General features: G+C 70.4%; 22 protein-coding genes. 7 read left to right on the top strand and 15 right to left on the bottom strand.

Going from position 1 to position 19,416, the window contains the following annotated elements; all coding sequences use genetic code 11:
* Positions 1 to 10 precede the first annotated feature (10 nt).
* Positions 11 to 1,135, bottom strand: a complete 1,125-nt coding sequence (cobA, locus tag ACEN2M_RS14475; protein WP_441648843.1) for a uroporphyrinogen-III C-methyltransferase — start codon at positions 1,133 to 1,135, stop codon at positions 11 to 13.
* Positions 1,136 to 1,138: 3 nt separating this feature from the next.
* Positions 1,139 to 3,790, bottom strand: a complete 2,652-nt coding sequence (gene nirB / locus ACEN2M_RS14480; RefSeq protein WP_441648844.1) for a nitrite reductase large subunit NirB — start codon at positions 3,788 to 3,790, stop codon at positions 1,139 to 1,141.
* A gap of 200 nt (positions 3,791 to 3,990) precedes the next feature.
* On the opposite strand from nirB, the gene nirD reads away from it, so the two are divergent.
* A complete protein-coding gene (nirD, locus tag ACEN2M_RS14485) occupies positions 3,991 to 4,392 on the top strand; it encodes a nitrite reductase small subunit NirD (protein ID WP_441648845.1) in 402 nt (133 codons plus the stop codon).
* Positions 4,392 to 5,150, top strand: coding sequence for a sirohydrochlorin chelatase (locus ACEN2M_RS14490; RefSeq protein WP_441648871.1), 759 nt, complete (start codon positions 4,392 to 4,394; stop codon positions 5,148 to 5,150). Before nirD ends, ACEN2M_RS14490 begins: the two co-directional genes overlap by 1 nt.
* Before the next feature lie 259 nt (positions 5,151 to 5,409).
* Here the strand turns inward: ACEN2M_RS14490 and ACEN2M_RS14495 are convergent, their stop codons facing one another.
* From ACEN2M_RS14495 to ACEN2M_RS14510, 4 genes are all read right to left on the bottom strand, one after another.
* Positions 5,410 to 5,964 carry a GNAT family N-acetyltransferase gene (locus ACEN2M_RS14495; protein ID WP_441648846.1) on the bottom strand — a complete coding sequence of 185 codons (555 nt, stop codon included), beginning with the start codon at positions 5,962 to 5,964 and terminating at the stop codon, positions 5,410 to 5,412.
* A gap of 9 nt (positions 5,965 to 5,973) precedes the next feature.
* Positions 5,974 to 6,708: a hypothetical protein gene (locus ACEN2M_RS14500; RefSeq protein ID WP_441648847.1), complete on the bottom strand. Its 735-nt coding sequence runs from the start codon at positions 6,706 to 6,708 to the stop codon at positions 5,974 to 5,976.
* A 199-nt stretch (positions 6,709 to 6,907) separates the two neighbouring features.
* The gene (locus ACEN2M_RS14505) at positions 6,908 to 7,909 is read right to left on the bottom strand and encodes a phosphotransferase family protein (RefSeq protein WP_441648848.1); all 1,002 of its coding nucleotides are present in this window, start codon (positions 7,907 to 7,909) and stop codon (positions 6,908 to 6,910) included.
* 110 nt (positions 7,910 to 8,019) lie between these two features.
* Positions 8,020 to 8,946 carry a LysR family transcriptional regulator gene (locus ACEN2M_RS14510; RefSeq protein WP_441648849.1) on the bottom strand — a complete coding sequence of 309 codons (927 nt, stop codon included), beginning with the start codon at positions 8,944 to 8,946 and terminating at the stop codon, positions 8,020 to 8,022.
* 132 nt (positions 8,947 to 9,078) lie between these two features.
* On the opposite strand from ACEN2M_RS14510, the gene ACEN2M_RS14515 reads away from it, so the two are divergent.
* The 3 genes from ACEN2M_RS14515 (at position 9,079) to ACEN2M_RS14525 (ending at position 11,535) form a co-directional block, all read left to right on the top strand.
* Positions 9,079 to 9,201 carry a hypothetical protein gene (locus ACEN2M_RS14515; RefSeq protein WP_441648850.1) on the top strand — a complete coding sequence of 41 codons (123 nt, stop codon included), beginning with the start codon at positions 9,079 to 9,081 and terminating at the stop codon, positions 9,199 to 9,201.
* Positions 9,202 to 9,274: 73 nt separating this feature from the next.
* Positions 9,275 to 9,820, top strand: coding sequence for an orotate phosphoribosyltransferase (gene pyrE / locus ACEN2M_RS14520; RefSeq protein WP_441648851.1), 546 nt, complete (start codon positions 9,275 to 9,277; stop codon positions 9,818 to 9,820).
* Positions 9,820 to 11,535 (top strand): hypothetical protein, encoded by a 1,716-nt coding sequence (locus tag ACEN2M_RS14525; RefSeq protein WP_441648852.1) that lies wholly within the window; start codon positions 9,820 to 9,822, stop codon positions 11,533 to 11,535. Before pyrE ends, ACEN2M_RS14525 begins: the two co-directional genes overlap by 1 nt.
* 73 nt (positions 11,536 to 11,608) lie before the next feature.
* Here the strand turns inward: ACEN2M_RS14525 and ACEN2M_RS14530 are convergent, their stop codons facing one another.
* From ACEN2M_RS14530 to ACEN2M_RS14560, 7 genes are all read right to left on the bottom strand, one after another.
* The gene (locus ACEN2M_RS14530) at positions 11,609 to 12,409 is read right to left on the bottom strand and encodes an HAD-IIA family hydrolase (RefSeq protein WP_441648853.1); all 801 of its coding nucleotides are present in this window, start codon (positions 12,407 to 12,409) and stop codon (positions 11,609 to 11,611) included.
* 130 nt (positions 12,410 to 12,539) lie between these two features.
* A complete protein-coding gene (locus ACEN2M_RS14535; protein WP_441648854.1) occupies positions 12,540 to 13,184 on the bottom strand; it encodes a metal-dependent transcriptional regulator in 645 nt (214 codons plus the stop codon).
* Positions 13,185 to 13,210: 26 nt separating this feature from the next.
* Positions 13,211 to 14,491 carry an Nramp family divalent metal transporter gene (locus tag ACEN2M_RS14540; RefSeq protein ID WP_441648855.1) on the bottom strand — a complete coding sequence of 427 codons (1,281 nt, stop codon included), beginning with the start codon at positions 14,489 to 14,491 and terminating at the stop codon, positions 13,211 to 13,213.
* Positions 14,492 to 14,562: 71 nt separating this feature from the next.
* Positions 14,563 to 14,856, bottom strand: coding sequence for a DUF7882 family protein (locus tag ACEN2M_RS14545; protein ID WP_441648856.1), 294 nt, complete (start codon positions 14,854 to 14,856; stop codon positions 14,563 to 14,565).
* Positions 14,857 to 14,990: 134 nt separating this feature from the next.
* Entirely contained in the window at positions 14,991 to 15,680 is a 690-nt protein-coding gene (locus tag ACEN2M_RS14550; RefSeq protein WP_441648857.1) for a DedA family protein, read from the bottom strand.
* A gap of 146 nt (positions 15,681 to 15,826) precedes the next feature.
* The gene (locus tag ACEN2M_RS14555; RefSeq protein WP_441648858.1) at positions 15,827 to 16,207 is read right to left on the bottom strand and encodes a GntR family transcriptional regulator; all 381 of its coding nucleotides are present in this window, start codon (positions 16,205 to 16,207) and stop codon (positions 15,827 to 15,829) included.
* Positions 16,204 to 17,118, bottom strand: coding sequence for a hypothetical protein (locus ACEN2M_RS14560; RefSeq protein ID WP_441648859.1), 915 nt, complete (start codon positions 17,116 to 17,118; stop codon positions 16,204 to 16,206). Before ACEN2M_RS14560 ends, ACEN2M_RS14555 begins: the two co-directional genes overlap by 4 nt.
* A gap of 131 nt (positions 17,119 to 17,249) precedes the next feature.
* Here ACEN2M_RS14560 and ACEN2M_RS14565 point away from each other — a divergent pair, with 131 nt between their 5' ends.
* Positions 17,250 to 17,879, top strand: a complete 630-nt coding sequence (locus tag ACEN2M_RS14565; RefSeq protein WP_441648860.1) for a TrmH family RNA methyltransferase — start codon at positions 17,250 to 17,252, stop codon at positions 17,877 to 17,879.
* 34 nt (positions 17,880 to 17,913) lie between these two features.
* Positions 17,914 to 18,288 carry a DUF4440 domain-containing protein gene (locus ACEN2M_RS14570; RefSeq protein ID WP_441648861.1) on the top strand — a complete coding sequence of 125 codons (375 nt, stop codon included), beginning with the start codon at positions 17,914 to 17,916 and terminating at the stop codon, positions 18,286 to 18,288.
* 96 nt (positions 18,289 to 18,384) lie between these two features.
* Here ACEN2M_RS14570 and ACEN2M_RS14575 read toward each other — a convergent pair whose 3' ends face one another.
* A complete protein-coding gene (locus tag ACEN2M_RS14575) occupies positions 18,385 to 19,059 on the bottom strand; it encodes a cation transporter (protein WP_441648862.1) in 675 nt (224 codons plus the stop codon).
* Positions 19,056 to 19,409 carry a Cd(II)/Pb(II)-sensing metalloregulatory transcriptional regulator CmtR gene (gene cmtR, locus ACEN2M_RS14580; RefSeq protein ID WP_441648863.1) on the bottom strand — a complete coding sequence of 118 codons (354 nt, stop codon included), beginning with the start codon at positions 19,407 to 19,409 and terminating at the stop codon, positions 19,056 to 19,058. The genes ACEN2M_RS14575 and cmtR overlap by 4 nt, the downstream gene beginning before the upstream one ends.
* Positions 19,410 to 19,416 lie beyond the last annotated feature (7 nt).

The following is a 19,416-nucleotide window of genomic DNA, read 5'->3' on the forward strand; positions in this document are numbered from 1 at the left end:
GGGAACGAGCCTAAGTCGCCAGTTCCGCGGCCTCGCGCAGCAGCTGGGCGGCGTCGTCGTCGCCGTGCGCGGCCAGGGCCACCACCTCGCCGATGACCACCACGGCCGGGGAGCGCACCCCGGCGTGGGTCGCGAGCGCGCCGATGGTGTCCAGTCGGCCGAGGGTGGTGCGTTGGTCGTGGGCGAAACCCCGCTCCACGATGGCGACGGGCATGTCGGTGCGCATCCCCAGCCGGGCGAGACCGGCGACCATCTGCTGCAGGGTGCCGATGCCCATCAGCACCACGATGGTGCCGCCCAGGCCGATGAGGTGGGTCAGTTCGGTGTCGCTGATCGGGGCATGCCCGGAGACCACCGTGAACAGGTGACTGACCTCGCGGTGGGTGACCGGGATGCCCGCAGCCGCGGGCACGGCGATCGCGCTTGTCACGCCCGAGATCACGGTGACCGGCACACCGGCGGCGCGGCAGGCGAGCACCTCTTCACCGCCGCGGCCGAACACGAACGGGTCGCCGCCCTTGAGCCGCACGACGGTGAGGCCGCCCAGGGCCGACGTCACCATCATCCGCTCGGCATCACGCTGCGGGATCGCGTGGTGCCCGGGAGCCTTGCCCACATCGACGTGCTCGGCGCCCGGCGCCCAGTCGTCCAGCCGGTCGGTCGGTCCCAGCCGGTCGTAGTAGACGATGTCGGCGGCGTTCAGGGCCGCCATCGCACCCACCGTGAGCAGTTTTTCGAGCCCGGGTCCGCCGCCGACGAGGGTGACCGATCCGACGGGGGATGTCGATGCCGCAGTTTCCCGGCTCAGCCAGGTGCGGTGCCTGGCGCAGGCCGCGGCGATGACGGCGTCGGTGTGCGGGCTGGTCTCCACGACGGCGACCAGGTCGACCGCGGCGATGAGCGCATCCCAGGCGCCGATCGAGCGGGGAAAGGCCGGGGTGAGCACCCCGGGCACCGCTGGTGCGACCGGCGCGGCCGTGCCGGTGGTACCGATGGCGCCAGCAGTGGTGCCGGCTTCGGCCAGCTGGTACACGGTCGCGCCGGCGGCCAGGTAGCGCGCCAGAACGCGGCGCGCCGTCCGGGCACTGCCCACCACGAGAACCCGCTTCCCCGTGTAGTCGAGACCGAGGGCCATGAGCTACTCCGCGCCGGTGGCCGCGGAGACCGGAACGTCGACGCCGTCCCGGCGCACCGGGATGGTGAGGCCGGCCAGGTGCACCGGGCCGGCGGCGCTGGAGCCGTCGCGTTCTTCGGGGCGGGCCGGTCGGGGCTGACCGCGGTCGATCACCTGGAGGAGTGACGGGTCGGGGGTGTCCGCGTTCACGAACGGCCGGAACCGGCGCAGGCGCTCGGGGTCGGCCAGGGTGGCCGCCCACTCGTCTTCGAAGACGTCGATGTGCCCGGCCATGGCGGCCTCGAGGTCGGCGGCGATGCCGAGGGAGTCGTTCACGACCACGTCGTACACGTGGTCGATGCCGCCCTCGAGGTCTTCCTGCCACCTGGCGGTGCGCTGCACGCGGTCGGCGGTGCGGATGTAGTACATCAGGTACCGGTCGATGTACTTCACCAGGGTGTCCTCGTCCAGGTCCTTGGCCAGCAGCACGGCGTGCACAGGCTGGAAGCCGCCGTTGCCGCCGACGTAGAGGTTCCAGCCGAGCTCGGTCGCGATGACGCCGATGTCCTTGGCTCGTGCCTCTGCGCACTCGCGGGCGCAGCCGGAGACCCCGAACTTGAACTTGTGCGGCGCGCGCAGTCCGCGATACCGGTTCTCCAGCATGATCGCCAGCGCCACCGAATCCTGCACCCCGAAGCGGCACCAGGCCGACCCGACACACGACTTCGCCGTGCGCAGGCTCTTGCCGTAGGCCTGACCGGATTCGAACCCGGCATCCACCAGGGTGCGCCAGATGTCCGGCAGCTGGTCGAGCCGGGCGCCGAACAGGGCGATCCGCTGGCCGCCGGTGATCTTGGTGTACAGGTTGAATTCCGCGGCGACCTGGCCGATCACGATGAGCTTCTCCGGGGTGATCTCACCGCCGGGGATGCGCGGGACCACCGAGTAGCTGCCGTCCTTCTGCATGTTCGCGAGGGCCCGGTCGTTGGTGTCCTGCAGCCCGCCGCGGCCGGCATCCAGAATGTACGCCGAGGACTGCGACGCGAGGATCGACGCGATGGTGGGCTTGCAGACGTCGCAGCCGAGGCCGGTGCCGAAGCGTTCCATGATCTGGTCGAACGAGCTCAGCTGTAGCACCCGCACCGACTCGAAGAGTTCGCTGCGGCTGATCGAGATGTGCTCGCAGAGCGCCTTCGAGACCTCGAGGCCGGCGTTGGTCAGCTCGGTTTCGAGCACCTTCTTGAGCAGTGGCACGCAGGAGCCGCACTGGGTGCCGGCCCGGGTGCAGGCCTTGAGGGCGCCGAGCTCGGTGACCGGGTCGCCGTGGTCGCCGCGGATGGCTGCGCGCACGGTGCCGAAGGAGACGTCGTTGCACGAGCACAGCTGGGCGTCGTCGGGCATGTCCGAGCTGGAGGGCAGCTCGGCGCCGGAGGCGGACAGGTAGGCGCCGGGTTCGGCGGGCAGCTCGCGGCCGAGCAGCGGGCGCAGCGACAGGTACGGTGACGCGTCGCCGACGAAGATGCCGCCGAGCAGGGTTTTCGCGTCGCTGGAGACGACGACCTTTTGGTAGAGGCCGCGGGCGGGGTCGGCGTAGACGACCTCGAGGGCCCGGTCGCCGGTGCCGAAGGCGTCGCCGAAGCTGGCCACCTCCACGCCGGAGAGCTTGAGCTTGGTGGCGTCGTCGATGCCGGGGAACACGGCCTCGCCGCCGTTGATGCGGTCGGCCACGACCTCGGCCATCGCGTTCGCGGGGGCGACGAGTCCGATGCAGCGGCCGTCGACGCTGGCGACCTCGCCGATCGCCCAGATGCCGGGCACCGACGTGGCGCAGTCGTCGCCGATCACGATGCCGCCGCGCGGGCCGATCTCCAGGCCTGCCGCGCGGGCCAGTTCGTCGCGGGCACGGATGCCGATGGACCAGACGATCAGGTCGGCGTTGATCTGCCGGTCGTCGTCGAGGGTGAGGCCGAGCACCTGCCCGGTCTCGGCGACGAGGATCTCGGTGGGCCGGTGGCCCAGCTCGAGAGCGATGCCCTGCGCGTCGATCAGGCGGCCGAGCGCCATGCCGGCGCCCTGGTCCAGCTGGGTGGGCATCAGCCAGGTGGCGCCATCCACGATGGTGGTGTTCGCGCCCAGGCGCTGCACACCGCCGGCGGCCTCGAGCCCGAGCAGCCCACCGCCGATCACGGTGACGTTCGCCGGCCGGCCGAACTTGGCCTTCAGGCGGGCGGTCTCGCTCACCAGGAAGTCCACGTCTTCGATGGTGCGGTAGACCACGCCGCTGTCGGCGCCGGGCACCGGCGGCACGAAGGCGCTCGAACCGGTGGCGAAGACCAGGTCGTCGTAGGCGAGCACGTCACCGGCGTCGAGGGTCACGGTCTGCGCCGCGGCGTCCACGGCGGTGACGCGGCTGCCACCGCGGTAGTGCACGTACTCGGACTGCCAGAACGCCGGGTCGCCCAGGGTGAGGTCTTCGGGTCCGCCCAGACGGTGCGAGAGCGACACCCGGTCGTAGGGGAGGTGCGTTTCTTCGCCGATGACGGTGACGTCGATCGGGCGGGCATCGTCGCCGGCAGCGCGGCCGCGGGCATCCATCGCCTCGGCGAACCGGTGCGCGGCCGGGCCGCCACCGATCACGAGCACACGGCGGGGTTGCTGGGGGGTGTTCAGTGTCATCGCGGCACCTCTCGGGATTAGTCCGGCCGCGTGTTCCGACGCCGCGGGCGGCATCGCGCCGACCTGTGTAGCGTCTGTCTATTCAGCCAGTTCCAGGCGGCAGATAAGAGAGTCCTTGGTCCCATGGAAACCTCGGGCTGCCTGGGTAGCCTTGGATGGCGCCGCCCTGCAGGCTTGGCGCCGAGAACTCGAGGGGCATCATGCTGAACACTGAAGGCACCACGGCCACGCGCCGGGTCGACGCCGCCACCGGCTGGGCGAGCGTCTGCGAGATCAGCCAGCTCGAGCCGCTCTGGGCCGAGGCCGCTCTCGTCGACGGCGAGCAGCTCGCCCTGGTGGTGATGCCCAGCGGCACCGTCTACGCCGTCTCCAACCAGGACCCCGCCACCGGGTCGTTCGTGATGTGCCGCGGAATCGTCGGCTCGCACGGAGACAGCGACACCCTGACGTCACCGCTGCACAAGCAGGTCTACGACCTGGGCACCGGCGAGTGCTTCAGCAACCCCGACCTCACCCTGGCCACGTTCCCCGTGCGGGTGGAGGCCGGTGTCGTGCAGGTGCGACTCACCGCCGACCGGGCCGCCGCGACCGCCGCAGCGTGATGGGCGCCGGTCCGGCACCGGATGCCGCACCGCTCCTGCTGGCCGCCTCGCACGGTTCCCGCAGCATCGCCGCCCAGCACGCCGTGCTCGCTCTCGTCGACGCGGTGACCCGCCGGCTGGCCAGCACCGACCCGGCCGCCCGTGTGGTGGGTGGCTTCGTCGATGTGCAGCAACCCGATGTTCCGCACTGCCTGGCCACCGCAGAACCCGGCCGGGCTGCCGTCATCGTGCCGCTGCTGATCTCCGCCGGGTACCACGTGCGATTCGACCTCGCCAATGCGGTGGCCGGCGCGCAGCCGCGACCGGTCGTCGTCACCGACGCCCTCGGCCCCGACGAGCGCCTGGCCCGTCTTCTCGCCGACCGTCTCACCGAGTGTGGACTGGCCGCGGACGACCGAGTCGTTCTCGCCGCGGCTGGCTCGAGCGACGCGAACGCCGTCGCCGACTGCCACACCGCCGGCCGGCAGCTGGCCGCGCTGATCGGCAGGCCGGTGACCGTGGCGTTCATCGCCGCCGCCGAGCCGCGTCTGGCGGATGCCGTGGCCGCCGTGCGCCTGCAAGCGCCGGACGCCCGGGTGGTCGTGGCGAGCTACCTCCTCGCGCCGGGAACCTTCGCTGCGCTCGCCCGGGGGGCCGGCGCCGACGTCGTGAGCGCCCCGCTGCTGGTGGAGGGTGAGGAGCCGCCCGCCGCGCTCGTCGACATCGTGCTCGACCGCTACCGGTCGGCCGTCTCTGCGTTGCCGGGCGCCGCCCGCTAGAGCTCCTGAAGTGACTTGCCGGTTGCCCCTCTCCGGGGTGTGCTCGGGGCCGCAACTGGCCTGTCGCGGGCCTGCCGCCTGGGGAAGACGTTCCGCGAGTTGTCGCACAGTTCCCCATGCGGCGCTCTGAAGGGGCACTTCGGCGCAAGTGACGGTGTTGCCCCTGTGTCGACTTGCCGCACAGTCCCCCTTGCGGTGCTCCGAAGGGGAACTTCGGTTCAAGTCGGCGCAGAGGCCGTCGCCAGCGCTAGCGCCGCCGCTAGACCTCGAGGCCGTCGCGGATGATCGTCTGGCCCGCCGGCCAGTCGCTGAAGGGGGCGAGCACCGGCAGCACCATCGCCGGGCCGGTGAAGGTCTCCGGGCGCAGCGCGGTGTCGATCATGCGGGTCACCTGCCCGGGGGACTGCCGCCAGCCGCCGCCGGTGTAATAGGCCACGAGTTCGGGCGCGCAGGTGAGGTACCCGAACGGCAGATTCTGGCCGGTCAGGGCCGCGGCGGCCTCGGCGAGCAGCCGGCGGCCGAGCCCGGTGCCCTGATAGTCGGGATCGACGCCGACCAGGCCCACGTCGCCGACCAGCTGCGAGGCGCCGGACTCCAGGCGCAGCATCCGTCGCACAAAGCCGAGGTGGGCGACCGGACGGCCGGCGTCATAGCCGATCACCCTTGCTTCCGGGCGGGCGCCCATCCAGCTGCGCGCGCCCACGAAGACGGACTGTTGCTCCGGGTAGTACCGGCCGAACAGCCTCGCCAGGGCGGTGTGGTCGTCGGCCGACAGGTCGGCTTCCCAACGGAGGGTCCACTCGATGTCAGCCATGCGGCCAGCCTAACCGGCGGCCCGGCGGGTGGACCTGGCGAGTCCGGCGACCAGGAACACCATCAGAGCGATGAACACCCAGCTGGCGATCACGGCCCGTGGTTCCCCGGTCAGGGTGATGAGTTCCCAGAAGTCGTGGACCATTCTGCTGATTCGGCTGTCGCCCTCGTCGGAGACGTTGGGCATCGACAGACCGAACCCCACAGTGCTGACCGGGATCGCAGCGGTCCAGCGCTGTTCACCGGGCGACAGCCGGCCGAACACGCTTCTTCCGGGCGCGCGGTGCGGCAGCAATGACGCCGCGAGGAGCCCGAGCGGCGCGATCAGGAGCATCCAGACCAGTACGGAGGTCAACCCGGCGATGGTGAAGAACATCAGGTGAGTGGCGAGCACACCCGCCAGGGGCCCACCAGGCACGAACCCGTCGGTGCGAAGGCTCCATGGGGTGATCACGGCCAGCACGAGAAGCGGCACCGTCGCCGGCAGCACCCACAGGGTCCAGGAGTGCCTGGGGGGAGTGTGGCCGGTGATGGTCAATCGCGTATAGAGCGGCGCCACTGGGAGTACGTAGACCACCCAGGTGATCTGGAACAGGTATCCGGCGAGCAGGACCATCACGGCGACGGCCGTGAAAAGGTCGTGGTTCGGTGTCTCCGGCCGCAGGACGAGCAGCACCCAGGCGGCGATCACCGCGAGGGTGGAGGCGCTCGCGACGATGATCGGAGCGGGTCGAAGGGCAATCACGCGGGAACCGTTCCGGTGACCGCGGCGTAGTGTCCTCAGCTCGGCGGGGGAGAGTGCCCGGCGGACGGTCTTAGACCGCGCGGCGACGGTGGCCCTGTCGGATTGGCGTGATCGTCGCGTCATCCTCCACACCCTATCGGGCGGTGATCCGGGCTCTTGCGCCGTTGTGCGGCGGCCCACCTGCCGTCGGGCCAGCTCGTCAGATCAGGGCATCCAGTGCGGCACGCAGGCAGCCCTCCGCCGCGGCGCGGTGCCCGGCGACCCAGTCGCCGCTGTAGCCGCGCGGCCTGATCTCCACCACCATAACGAGGGCGACGTACAGCCTGTAGAGCAGCAGCCTGACGTCGCCGGTCGGGGTACCGAGAGGCAGGGCCCCGCCCGCGGATGCGTAGCCGGCCAGCAGCGCCGCCGGCGCCGGGCCGCGACCGAACGGGTCGGCGCCCACCAGCTCGAACAACGGGTCGCCCCAGATGGCCCGCTCCGTGTCGATCACCCCGGTGAGCCGGCCGGTGCCGGCGTGCACGAAGAGGTTGCCCGCCCACAGGTCGGTGTGCACGAGCACCGGAACGCTCACCTCCGCCAGCGCGGCACGGTGCCGGGACAGGGCCGCCCGAATCTCTGCGGTGGGCACGGCGGTGCCCCAGCGGTCGGCATCCGCGAGCAGCGCGCCCACCATGAGCCCGAACGCCTCCGGCCAGGTAGATGCGCTCAGCCCCGCGGCGCGGTTGGGGTAGCCGAAGTCGGCACCGCTGATGGTGTGCAGACGGGCCATGAACACGCCGAGGTCATGCTGCAGCCCGGGCTGGTCGGCGGCAGGCTCGCCGGTCGGGGTGCTGCGGCCGAGCAGGGGCACCCCATCGAGGTGGCTGGCCACCAACACGTCGCTGGCCAGGATGCTGCGGGTGAAGTCCGTGAGTAGCACCCGCGGCATCAGCAGCTCGGGCCGGTTCGCGGCCAGCGCGTAGACCAGTGCCTCGGTGCGCACCAGGTCGAGCTCGTAGCCGAGCAGCCGGCCGGTGTCGGTGGGAGCCGTCTTGACGACCACCCGGGTGCCGTCGCCCAGGGTGACCCGGTAGGTGGTGGCGAACATCCCACCGGTGAGCAACTCCACCCCGGTCAGCTCACCCAGCGGCAGCACGACGATGGCCAGGGCCGCACGCACGGCGGGAGAGACGGCAACGTCAGAGAGAACCTCGGGCACGCGCAAAATCTAGCACCCGGCCGCCGTCGACTCCGGGCGACCCGCTCGGTGCTGTGCCGCTATCAACCCGTCGCGCGGAGTTGCGCAGGTGGGGCGCGGGTTGCCTCGAGTCAACCGGCCGCCGCCGCGTGTTCGGCCTGCACCTGGGCCGCCCGGGCGCGCAGGGCATCGACGACGGTGCGCACGGCCAGACGCTCGGCACGGTCGGGCCGCATCAGCGCCACGATCTGCCGCTCGGAATCCAGTCCGCGCAGAGGCTTCAGCACCATCCGGCCGGGCTGGTTGGCGCTGGAGGTGTATCGGGGCACGAGGGCGATGCCGAGCCCGGCCATGATGAACGACTCGATCAGCCGGATGTCGGCGAACCGCTGCGTCACCCGCGCCCGGCCGCCGGTCTGCAATTCGATGTCGTGCAGCACCCTCTCGAACGCGTAGTCGACGGGCACGCCGATCCAGGTCTCGCCGACCACATCGCTCGCCCCCAGCGAGACCCGCCCGGCCAGGCGGTGGTCGGCCGGCATGCCCACATCCAGCGGCTCGGTCATCAGCGGTACCGAGGTGAGACCGCGGCCGCCCCAGGTGAGCTGGCCGCGCATGCTGTGGGCGAGCACGATGTCATAGTCCGAGGTGAGCGCCGGAAAGTCGCTGAGCTCGGGGTCCATGTCGGTGCAGTGCAGGGTGAGGCCTTCGTGGCTGGCGAGATCCTGGATCGCGCCGGGCAGCAGCATCTGCCCGGCCGTGGGGAACGTCACCAGGCTGACATCGCCGGTGGCCGTGTTGCGGAACGTGTCCCACACCGCCGTGGCGCGCTCGAGAGCGACCGCGATGTCCGTGGCGCTGGCGGCCAGCGCACGGCCGGCATCCGTGAGCACGAGGCCCCGCCCGCTGCGTTCGGTGAGCGGCAGACCGGCCTCGCGTTCGAGCACTTTGAGCTGCTGGGAGACCGCAGAAGGGGAGCGATGCGTGGCCTGCGCGACGGCCGTGACACTGCCGCGTTCGGCCAGTTCGCGAAGGAGCTCGAGGCGCTGTACGTCCATGAAGCCAGACTACATAGTCACTGCAGAACTATGTGATTGTCCTGAAAGGTTGTTGGTGGTCTGATAAAGATGTCGGTTACCGGGCAACAGCCCGTGGAACACGGCCATCAACTTCCTTCGAAAGGCACGACCGTGTTCGTTTTCATGATCCTCATCTCCCTTGTTGCCGCCGGCTCCGTCATCGGCACTGTCGTCGCCGTGAACAAGGATGGTTACGGCCGCGTGCCCGAGCGAAAGTTCGTTCGCAGCTTCTAAATCACGCCGCCCCGCTCACGCCTGCATCGTGCGCGGGGCGCGCGGGCGCGTGTTGGCCTAAAGTAGCCCTGTGATGGATACCCGCAGAAAACTCATCGACTACATCTCGGCCGACGCCGTCTTTCACGGTGACTTCACTCTCACCAGCGGCAAGAAGGCCACGTACTACGTCGACCTCCGCAAGGTCAGCCTCGACCACCGGGTCGCCCCGCTGATCGGCCAGGTCATGCTCGACCTCATCAAGGACATTCCGGATGTCGTGGCCGTCGGCGGCATGACCATGGGCGCCGACCCCGTCGCCACCGCGATTCTGCACCAGGGTGCCGCTCGCGGCCTGGCCTATGACGCCTTCGTGGTGCGCAAGGAACCCAAGGACCACGGCCGCGGCCGTCAGGTCGAGGGCCCCGACCTCGCCGGCAAGCGAGTCATCGTGCTCGAAGACACCTCCACCACCGGGGGATCCCCGCTCGCCGCCATCGAGGCCCTGCTCAAGGTGGGCGCCATCATCGCCGGCGTCGCCGTGGTCGTGGACCGCAGCACCGGCGCACGCGAGATCATCGAAGCGGCCGGCTACCCGTACTACGCGGCCATCGGACTCGAGGACCTGGGACTGAGCTGATGCCTGACCAGCGGCACGGAAACGACGACGACAACGACCTCGGCATCGACTGGCTCGCAGCCCAGCTGAACGCGGACGGCAGCGAGATGGACGACGCCGAGTCCGAGACTGACGCCGAGCCCGAGCCTGACGCCGAGCCCGAGCCCGAGCCCAAGCCCGAGCCCGAGCCCGATTCCGCAGCGGTCGCCCGGCCCGACTCGGCGCCCACTGTCGCCCTGCCGGTCACGCCAGAGCCCGTCGTGCCGCCGGCTCGCACCGCACCCGCCGTTCCTCGGTCCGTGCCCGCTCCGGCCGCGGATGCGCCTGCCACCCCTGCGGAGCGTGCCGCCACCGAACGCCCAGACACCGCCTCCGCCACCGAACGGTCCGACGCGAAGACGTCCGCACCGGATCCGGTCGAAGGCGACACTGCTCCCTCCCAGCCCGTTTCGGCAGAGCCCGCAGCGGGCGGCTTCCGCTGGGGCCTCACCCCGACCATCGAGCCGGATCCGGCCGTAGACGCTGCACAGCGCACTCCGCCGGCCAAGGCCGCAGCCCCGGCGCCTGCAGTGCCGGCATCAGCGCCGCCCGTGGCTCCAGCCCGGGCCGCCGCCGCACCGCCCGCTCCGACACCCGCGGCCGCACCGCCCGCCGCCGCACCGCCGGCTGCCCCCGCTCCGACACCTGCCCCCGTGTCCGCCGCCTCAGCCGCCGTCGAACACGACGAGCCCCTCACCAAGACGCCGGCTCCGCCGCGGCGTTCCACCGCCGACCTCGAGGCGGCACCGTGGTGGACGACCCCGGCGAAGTCCCGGTTGGAGCCCACCGAAGAGGAACAGGCTGCCGCCCTCGGCCGACGCACCCCGGCCACCCCTCCCAGCCCGCTGGGCACCGGTGTGTCCCCGCGCGTTGCGGCAACGCCCGCACCCACGCCGACACCGCCCGCCGCGGCTCCGCTCGCGGCACCTCGCGCCGCTCACTCGGCCTCGCCGCTCCCGGAAGAGGCACCCGCCGCCCTACCCGTGTCCGCGGCGACCGCGGCTGCGGCCACCGGTGCAGCCCAGTCGGTTCCCAGCCAGGCCGCATCCGCCGCCGCGCCGGCACCGGCCGACGACCTGCCCGACGGGCCTCGCCGCCGTGGCCCGGGGGGCGGCGTGCCGCCCCGGCGCCCCGTCAACCGCACCCTGCTCTGGGTCGGCGGTGGTGTGCTTGCCGTGCTCGTGATCATCGGACTGTTCTTCCTGGGCCAGAGCCTGGGTGACACCCCGGCTGCCGCACCCACCGAATCGGCGTCAGAGGCACCGAGCGCCGGCGCGACGCCGACGCCCACGGAGGTGCCTGAGGCCACCGCGCCGCAGCCGGCCGGCGTGCACGCCTGGAACACGATGTTCGGCACCGAGTGCCTGGACCCGTTCACCTCGCCGTGGGACGAAGAGTTCACCGTGGTGGACTGCGCCGCCCCGCACGCGGCCCAGCTGGTTTACCGTGGTGTTCTCGAGGGCGAACAGGGCGCGCCGTTCCCCGGTGAGCAGGCGTTCGCCGACCAGATCAACGTGCTCTGCAGCGCCCCCGGCGTGATCAACTACGAGGCGGCCGGCGGCTACGCCGACGTGCAGCTGCAGGGCAGCTACCCGGTGACCGCCGAGCAGTGGGATGCCGGCGACAGGTACTTCTACTGCTTCGCCACCCGATCGTCGGGCGAGCCGCTCACGTCGAGTCTGGCCCCGGTGGCCTGACCGCCTCACCGTTCACATGCAGAAAGCCGGGCCCGCAGGCCCGGCTTTCTGTCTGTGACCTGTTGGTCGGCGGCTAGATCGCGTCGGACTCGACGGGCTCGGCCGCGAGCAGCTGGTGCACGCCGTCGAGAATCTCGTCGGGCCGGAACGGGTACCGGGCGATCTCGGTGGTGTCGCTGATGCCGGTCAGCACCAGCACAGTGTGCAGGCCCGCTTCGATGCCGGCCACGATGTCGGTGTCCATGCGGTCGCCGATCATGCCGGTGTTCTCCGAGTGCGCGCCGATCCGGTTCATCGCCGACCGGAACATCATCGGGTTGGGCTTGCCGACCACATACGGCTCCATGCCGGTGGCCTTGGTGATGAGCGCGGCGATGGCGCCGGTGGCCGGCATCGGGCCCTCGGCGCTGGGCCCGGTCGCGTCCGGGTTGGTCACGATGAACCTGGCGCCCTTGAGCAGCAGCCGGATGGCCTTGGTGATGGCCTCGAACGAGTAGTTGCGGGTCTCGCCCACCACTACGTAGTCGGGGTTGGTCTCGGTCATGATGAAGCCGGCCTCGTGCAGCGCGGTGGTGAGGCCGACCTCGCCGATGACGAACGCCGTGCCGCCAGGGCTCTGCTGTTTGAGGAAGTCGGCCGTGGCCAGCGCTGAGGTCCAGATGCGTTCTTCAGGCACGTTGAGGCCCGACGAGCGCAACCGGGCCGACAGGTCGCGCGGCGTGAAGATGGAGTTGTTCGTCAGCACCAGGAAGGGCGTGCCCGCGTCGGTCCACTGCTGCAACAGTTCGGCAGCGCCGGGCAGGGCCTGGTTCTCGTGCACCAGGACGCCGTCCATGTCGGTGAGCCAGCATTCGATCTCGTCGCGGGTTCTCATGACTCGCTCCTTCTTGTGGGGACGCGCTCGGGCACAACCGGGGAACGGGCTGTACAGATCCAGACTATCGGGGGGAGGATTGCCGCCGTCACCCCGTTTGCCGCGCTCATAGGCGCCGCGCGGGCACCGGTCAGCGCGAGACCCAGATGGCGTTGGCGGCGTCGCTGGCGAGCAGATGCAGCTCCCCGGCCGGCAGGCGCACGGTCTCCGTGTCCACCACGGTCAGCTGGCTGCCCGGGCCGATGCCCACGTCTGCGAGGGCCCGCAGGATGGCCGGATCCCGATCGCTGACCCGCAGCACGGTCCCGGCGTGGCCGGGCGGCGCATCCGCCAGCAGAACCGCGGGCACCCTGGCGGTGGACCCGTCGGCGGCGGGGATCGGATCGCCGTGCGGGTCTGTGGCCGGTTGGCCCAGGTGAGCGTTGATGGCCTCGAGCAGCCGGTCGGAGATTGCGTGCTCGAGCACCTCGGCCTCGTCGTGCACCTCGTCCCAGCTGTAGCCGAGCTCACGCACCAGCCAGGTCTCGATCAACCGGTGCCGGCGCACCACCGCCGTGGCGCGCATCCGGCCGGCGGTCGTGAGGGTGAGCGGGCCGTACGGCACGTGGGCGATGAACCCGCCCGCGGCGAGTTTTTTCACCATCTCGGTCACCGATGACGGGGCGATGCCCAGCCGGGTGGCCAGAACCCGGGGGGTGATCGGTTCCGGCTGCCACTCGGTGTGCGCGTAGATCGTCTTGAGGTAGTCCTCGGCGGCGGGGGTGGTGGGTTTCATGGCGCCTTCAGGGTAGCTGGCTGGTGTTACGGGGCGGTGAAGACGAGAACCAGCAGCACCGCGTTGAGGGTCACCAGCAGCACGGCGGCGATCACGCCCGCGGCAGTGGTGAACCAGCGATTGGCGAAGTCGCCGAGCAGGCCCTTCTGGGCGGTGAGCCAGACCAGCGGGATGAGGGCGAACGGGATGCCGAACGACAGCACCACCTGGCTCAGCACGAGGGCCTGGGTGGGGTCGAAACCCACGCCCAGGATCAGCAGGGCCGGGATCAGGGTGACCAGGCGGCGCAGCAGCAGCGGCACCCGCACCTTGATCAGGCCGTGCATGATCTCGGCGCCGGCGTAGGCGCCCACCGAGGTGGAAGCCAGGCCGGAGGCCAGCAGCCCGATGGCGAACACCGTCGCGACGACGGGGCCGAGCGTGCTCTGCAGGGCCGCGTATGCGCCCTCCAGCGAATCGGTGCCGGGCACCCCCTGCAGGGCAGAGGCAGCCAGCAACAGGATGGCCAGGTTGACCGTGCCAGCGATGGCCATGGCGATAGTCACGTCCCACTTCGTCGCCCAGAGCAGGCGGCGGGTCGCGGCGGGCCCCTCTTGCATGGGGAACCTGTCCCTGGTGAGCGCGGAGTGGGCGTAGATGGCGTGCGGCATGATCGTGGCGCCCAGGATGGACGCCGCCAGCAACACGGAGTCGGCGCCCTGGAAGCGCGGCACCAGTCCGTCGATGACACCTCCGGCGTCCGGCGGGGCGAAGAAGACCCCGGCGGAGAAGCCCACGGTGATGATGAGCAGCAGGGCCACGATGACCCGCTCGAACACCCGGGGGCCGCGCCGGGTCTGCACGGTGAGCACGATCATCGAGATCACGCCGGTGATCACCCCGCCGGCCAGCAGCGGCAGCCCGAACAACAGGTTGAGGGCCACGGCGCCGCCGATGATCTCGGCGAGGTCGGTGGCCATGGCCACCAGCTCGGCCTGGATCCAGTACAGCCGTCGCGCGGTGGGGCGGCGCATCCGCACCCCGAGCACCTCCGGCAGGCTCGTGCCGGTGACGATCCCCAGTTTGGCCGAGAGGTACTGGATCAGCCAGGCCATCAGGTTGCCGGCCACGACCACCCACACCAGCAGGTAGCCGTAGCGTGCACCGGCGGTCATGTTGCTGGCCACATTGCCCGGGTCCAGGTAAGCCACACCCGCCACGAGGGCCGGCCCGAGCAGCCAGAGCAGCCGGGTGCCGGCCACCCCGCTCAGAGCCGGCGGGGTGGCAGGTTCCGCGAGGGCCGCGGGGGCAGGATCGGATTGAGGCATACCTAAATGGTACCCACTATTTAGGGACGCCGAAACCCTGCGGTTGTTTCGGGGCCGCGGTGCCTGCCAGGTCAGGCGCCGATGATGAGCACGAGTCCGTTGGGGCTGTTCGCTTCGGCGAGGAGCGCGGCAATCCGGTCGCGGTCGAGGGACGGCGCGCGAGACGTGCGGTAGTGGAACTGCACAGAGATGGCAGGGGTCAGCCAGATCATGGTGCGGCTTTCCCCGGTGTTGGCGGGATAGCCCCAGCTGAAATAGAAGGACTGCTTGAGCCGGAACTTGGCACCGATCACAGCCTGGAGGTGGCCGAGCAGATCGTCGTCCAGTGTCACGGTCAGCGTGGAGTCATAGATGAACCGGCCCATTCGCGACGCCCCCCCCGGGTCGTATGATTCTGCTGTTTCACGCGGTCGATCGGCAGGATCGAGTCCCAATGTAGCGAGGCTCCCTCGGCGCAGTCAGCCCCAGTCCGGGGGAAGCATCCGTCGGGCCGATGGCCCTACTCGCGCACGTCCTCCGGCAGTTCCACGGCGGGCACGGCGCCATTGCCGCGGGTGCGTAAGGCCTCGCGCCCGGCCTTGAAGAGCTCGGAGAGGATCGGGATGCCCGAGAGCAGCACGATCCCGATGATGAAGTACTCGGAGTAATCGGCGACGAACTGGATCTGTCCGAGCAGGAAGCCCACCATGGTGAGGCCGACACCCCAGGCGAAGGCGCCGATGAGGTTGAAGGTCAAGAAGGTGCGGTAGCTCATCTTGCCGACGCCGGCGGCGAGCGGCACGAAGGCGCGGAAGACGGGCAGGAAGCGGGCGATGATCACGGCCTTGCCGCCGTGCTTGGCGAAGAACGCGTTGGTGCGCTCCACGTTCTTGGGGTTGAAGAACCGGTTCTGCTCGCGCGCGAACACCGCCGGTCCAGCCTTGCGCCCGATGCCGTAGGCCAGCTGGTCGCCCGCGAATGCGGCGATGAAGATGATCAGGCAGGTCACGAAGATCGGGAACGGCACGTCGCCGGTGGCGGTGAGCAGCCCCACGGTGAAGAGCAGGGAGTCGCCCGGCAGGAAGGACAGCACGATGAAGCCTGTTTCCACGAAAACCACGGCGGCGACGCCGAGCAGCACGAACGAGCCGAACCAGCCGATCAGCCACTCGGAGTCGAGAAAGTCGATGCCGAAGAGTGTGGGATGCAAGGAAGGGCCTTCCGGTCGGGGTCATGAGTGCGGTCTCGATCGGATGGTGCCGGCACGGGCTCGGTCGAGCCCAGGTGCCGGCTGATACGCACCCTGCGGCCAAGGGTAGCGAACCCGAGGTGAACGGAAGCTGGGTATGTCGGGTCTCAGTCGCTGGCGGCGGGCGAACCAGCCGCCGTGGCGTCCAGCGCCGCGCGCACCAGCTCGAGGGCGGCATTGCGGGTCAGGCCCAACTCGGCGGCCCGGCGCGCGAAGGCCTGGGCGGCATCCGCTGCCGGGCTGCACGTGGCGCCGCCGGTGATCACGGAGCCGTTGCGGCCGTGGGTGGCGATCAGACCGTCGCGCTCGAGCTCGCGATAGCTTCGCGCCACCGTATTCGGTGCGATGCCCAGATCATCGGCCAGACGTCGCACCGTCGGCAGCCGCGCGCCCGGTTGCAGGTCGCCGGCACGCACGGCCGCCACGATCTGTGATCGGAGCTGTTCGTAGGGGGCGACCCCGGAGTCGGGATCGATGACGAGCATCATGCCGAGGTGCCCGTGGCTCGGTTGGTCCAGAGCCGCCGCCAGTAGTGCTGCTGAGGCCGCGAGGCGATGTCGACGAGGAGCAGTGTCAAGCCGCCGGCCAGCAGGACCGCGGGGATGCCGACGCCAACGGCCACCGCAGTTGCGACACCACCCGCGTAGTCGAACTGGAACCCGATGTCGAAGAAGGCGCTCAGCAGCGACACGAAGCCCAGGGTGATGGGTACGGCGTGCAGATCGCGCAGGGCCTGTGAGCGAAGGCCGTCGTTCCAGGCCAGTTCGGTGACGGATGCCGACGGCTGGCCGCGATCGAGAATCCGGCGGGACAGCAGGACGGAAACCAGTAGCCCGGCCGCCGCCGCATAGGCGAGCCAGGCGCCGGCCGAGGTCCAGATGTACATGGTGGTGAGCCGAGCGTCGTCCAACGCCCCGACACTGAACGCGACCCAGGCCGCGAGCACGGCGAGAAGAGCGAGGACGGGCAGCAGGCGACCGCTCCAGCGCTCCAGCGGGGGGACGTAGTCGGCGTAGACCGGGGTGGTGGGTCGGGCGACGCGCGGGCCGACGAGGGTGCTCAACGCGCTCGTTGACGATGCGAGGGCGGCACCGATGGCGCTGCCGACGCCCAGACCCGCGAAGACCAGCACGGGCATGTAACCGGCGTCGAAGCCGCCGGGAAGAAGAAGGGCCGCAAGGACAGCGAGCACGATCCCGGTGAGCCCGCCGGCCAGGAGTGCGCGTTCCCGGCGGATGAGCCGACCGATGATCCGGTCCGCGCCGTCGTCCGGCACGGCGACGCCCAGGCGGCGCGCGTACTTGTCGAGCTCCCGGACCCGGTTCGCGGGCTTGCTCGAGCTGAGCGGGGTGAAGGAGAACACGATCGCGAGGGCACAGCACACGAACACGAATGACACACGCGCCTCCAGATTTCGAGGGCGGACTATCGGCATCCGCCGTTCGTGGCAATACAAAGAATGTAGCAGTACAAATCGACGAGGGTCACCGCGGGTGCGGCGTCCGGCGTTGGGCGGGATACGGTGGTGCAGTGCCAGAACCGTTGAACCCCACGCCCGAGCTGTCCACCAACGGGGTCGGACCCTGGGCCGGCGAGTGGCCGGAGGAGCCGTACTACGACCACGAGCTGCTCGAGCGCGGTGACACCAGAAACGTGATCGACCGGTACCGCTACTGGACGATGGCGGCGATCGTCGCCGACCTCGACGAGAAGCGAAACCCGTTCCACGTGGCGATCGAGAACTGGCAGCACGACATGAACATCGGTTCCATCGTGCGCAGCGCCAACGCGTTCGGCGCCGACACCGTGCACATCATCGGCCGCAAGCGCTGGAACAAGCGCGGCGCGATGGTCACCGATCGCTACCAGCACGTGCTGCACCACCCGGATGTTGCGGCGTTCGTGGAGTGGGCACACACCGAGGGGCTGCCCATCATCGCCATCGACAATCTGCCCGGCAGCGTCATCATGGAGACTTTTCGCTTTCCCGAGCGCTGCGTGCTGCTCTTCGGCCAGGAGGGTCCGGGGCTCTCGCCGGAGGCCGTGGCCGCCGGAGACGCCCTGGTGGAGATCAGCCAGTTCGGCTCGACCCGGTCGATGAACGCCTCAGCGGCGGCAGCGGTGACCATGCACGCCTGGATTCTGCAGCACAAATTCTGACCCGGCCGGCCCGGCCGAGGGCTAGCGTGGAGTCATGACTGCGATCACCGACGATCTCCCTGCCAGACTCCTGCACGAAGCCCACGAGGGTTGGCGCGCCATCCTCGCCGGCAAGGGCGGTGACTACTATCAGCGCACCATGACCGGTGATGCCCTGCTGATCTTGCCGGGGGTGGTGCTCGGCCGCGACGAGGTGCGCGCCGCGTTCAAGGCAGCCGCTCCGCTGGACCGGTACGAACTGCACGAGCCGGCCGTCATCCGGTTGGGCGAGCACGCGGGCGTGCTGGTCTACCGGTCCATGGCCTGGCGTGGCGAGACCGCGACCGAGCTGCAGATGTCCACCACCTACCTCTTCGACGAGAGCAACGGCGGTTGGGCGATCGCCGCGCACCAGGAGTCGCCGGTCTAGCGCTCACTGCACCTCGTATGGCTCACCGCGCCCCCTATAGCGGGCGCGGTCGGCCACAACTGGTGCGGCGACGAGCTACGGAACGTCGAGGCGCGATCAGTCGCCGGTCTCGGCGGGGCGCTCACCGGTGAGCGCCGAAACCGGAACGGGGCAGGCCTCGCCCCGCCAGGCTTCGAGGCCCTCCTTCACGGCGAACCCCGCGATCACGAGGGCGGCGATCGAGTCCGCCCAGGCCCAGCCGAGCAGCGAGTTGAGCAGCAACCCGGCCAGCAGCGCGGCCGAGAGGTAGCTGCAGAGCAGGGTCTGCTTGGAGTCGGCGATGGCGGATGCCGACCCGAGCTCCCTGCCGGTGCGGCGTTCGAACCAGCTCAAGACCGGCATGATCACCAGGCTCACCGCGGCCAGGGCGATGCCCACCGGGCTGTGCTCGGCCTCGCGCACCCCGAACAGCGACAGGGCGGCATCCACGCTCACGTAGGCCGCCAGCGCGAAGAACGAGAGAGCGATCACCCGAAGCGCCGCCTTCTCGCGCTTCTCCGGGTCGGGAGCCGCGAACTGCCACGCGATCGCGGCCGCCGAGAGCACCTCCACGATGGAGTCGAGGCCGAACCCCACCAGGGCTGCGGAGGAGGCGACGGTGCCGGCGGCCAGGGCGATGCCCGCCTCGATCACGTTGTAGCCGATGGTGATCGCCACCACCAGCCGGATGCGGCGCTGCAGCACCCCGCGACGCGTCGGGTCGAGCGGCGAGGCCGTGGTCGTGGCGGTCATGCGGCGGTACCGCAGCAGCCGGGAACGTCGCAGTCGGTTTCGGTGCAGGGCTCGCCGTCGTCGACGGCGAGCACCACCTCGACGAGGGCGGCGAGCGCGCGGGTCAGGTGCGGGTCGGCGATCTCGTACCGGGTCTCCCGTCCCTCTGGAGTCGCCGCCACGATGCCGCAGCCGCGCAGGCAGCTCAGGTGGTTGGAGACGTTCGACCGGGTGAGATCGAGCGAGCGGGCGAGCCGGGCCGGGTAGCCGGGCTGCTCGAGCAGGCTCAGCAGGATGCGGGACCTGGTGGGGTCGGCCATCGCGCGACCCAGGCGGTTCATAACGTCGAGGTGGCTCGTAATGGTCAGCATCCACTGA

Origin of the sequence: Cryobacterium sp. W22_MBD10_FK3 (genome assembly GCF_052113745.1) — a bacterium.
Lineage (GTDB): Bacteria > Actinomycetota > Actinomycetes > Actinomycetales > Microbacteriaceae > Cryobacterium.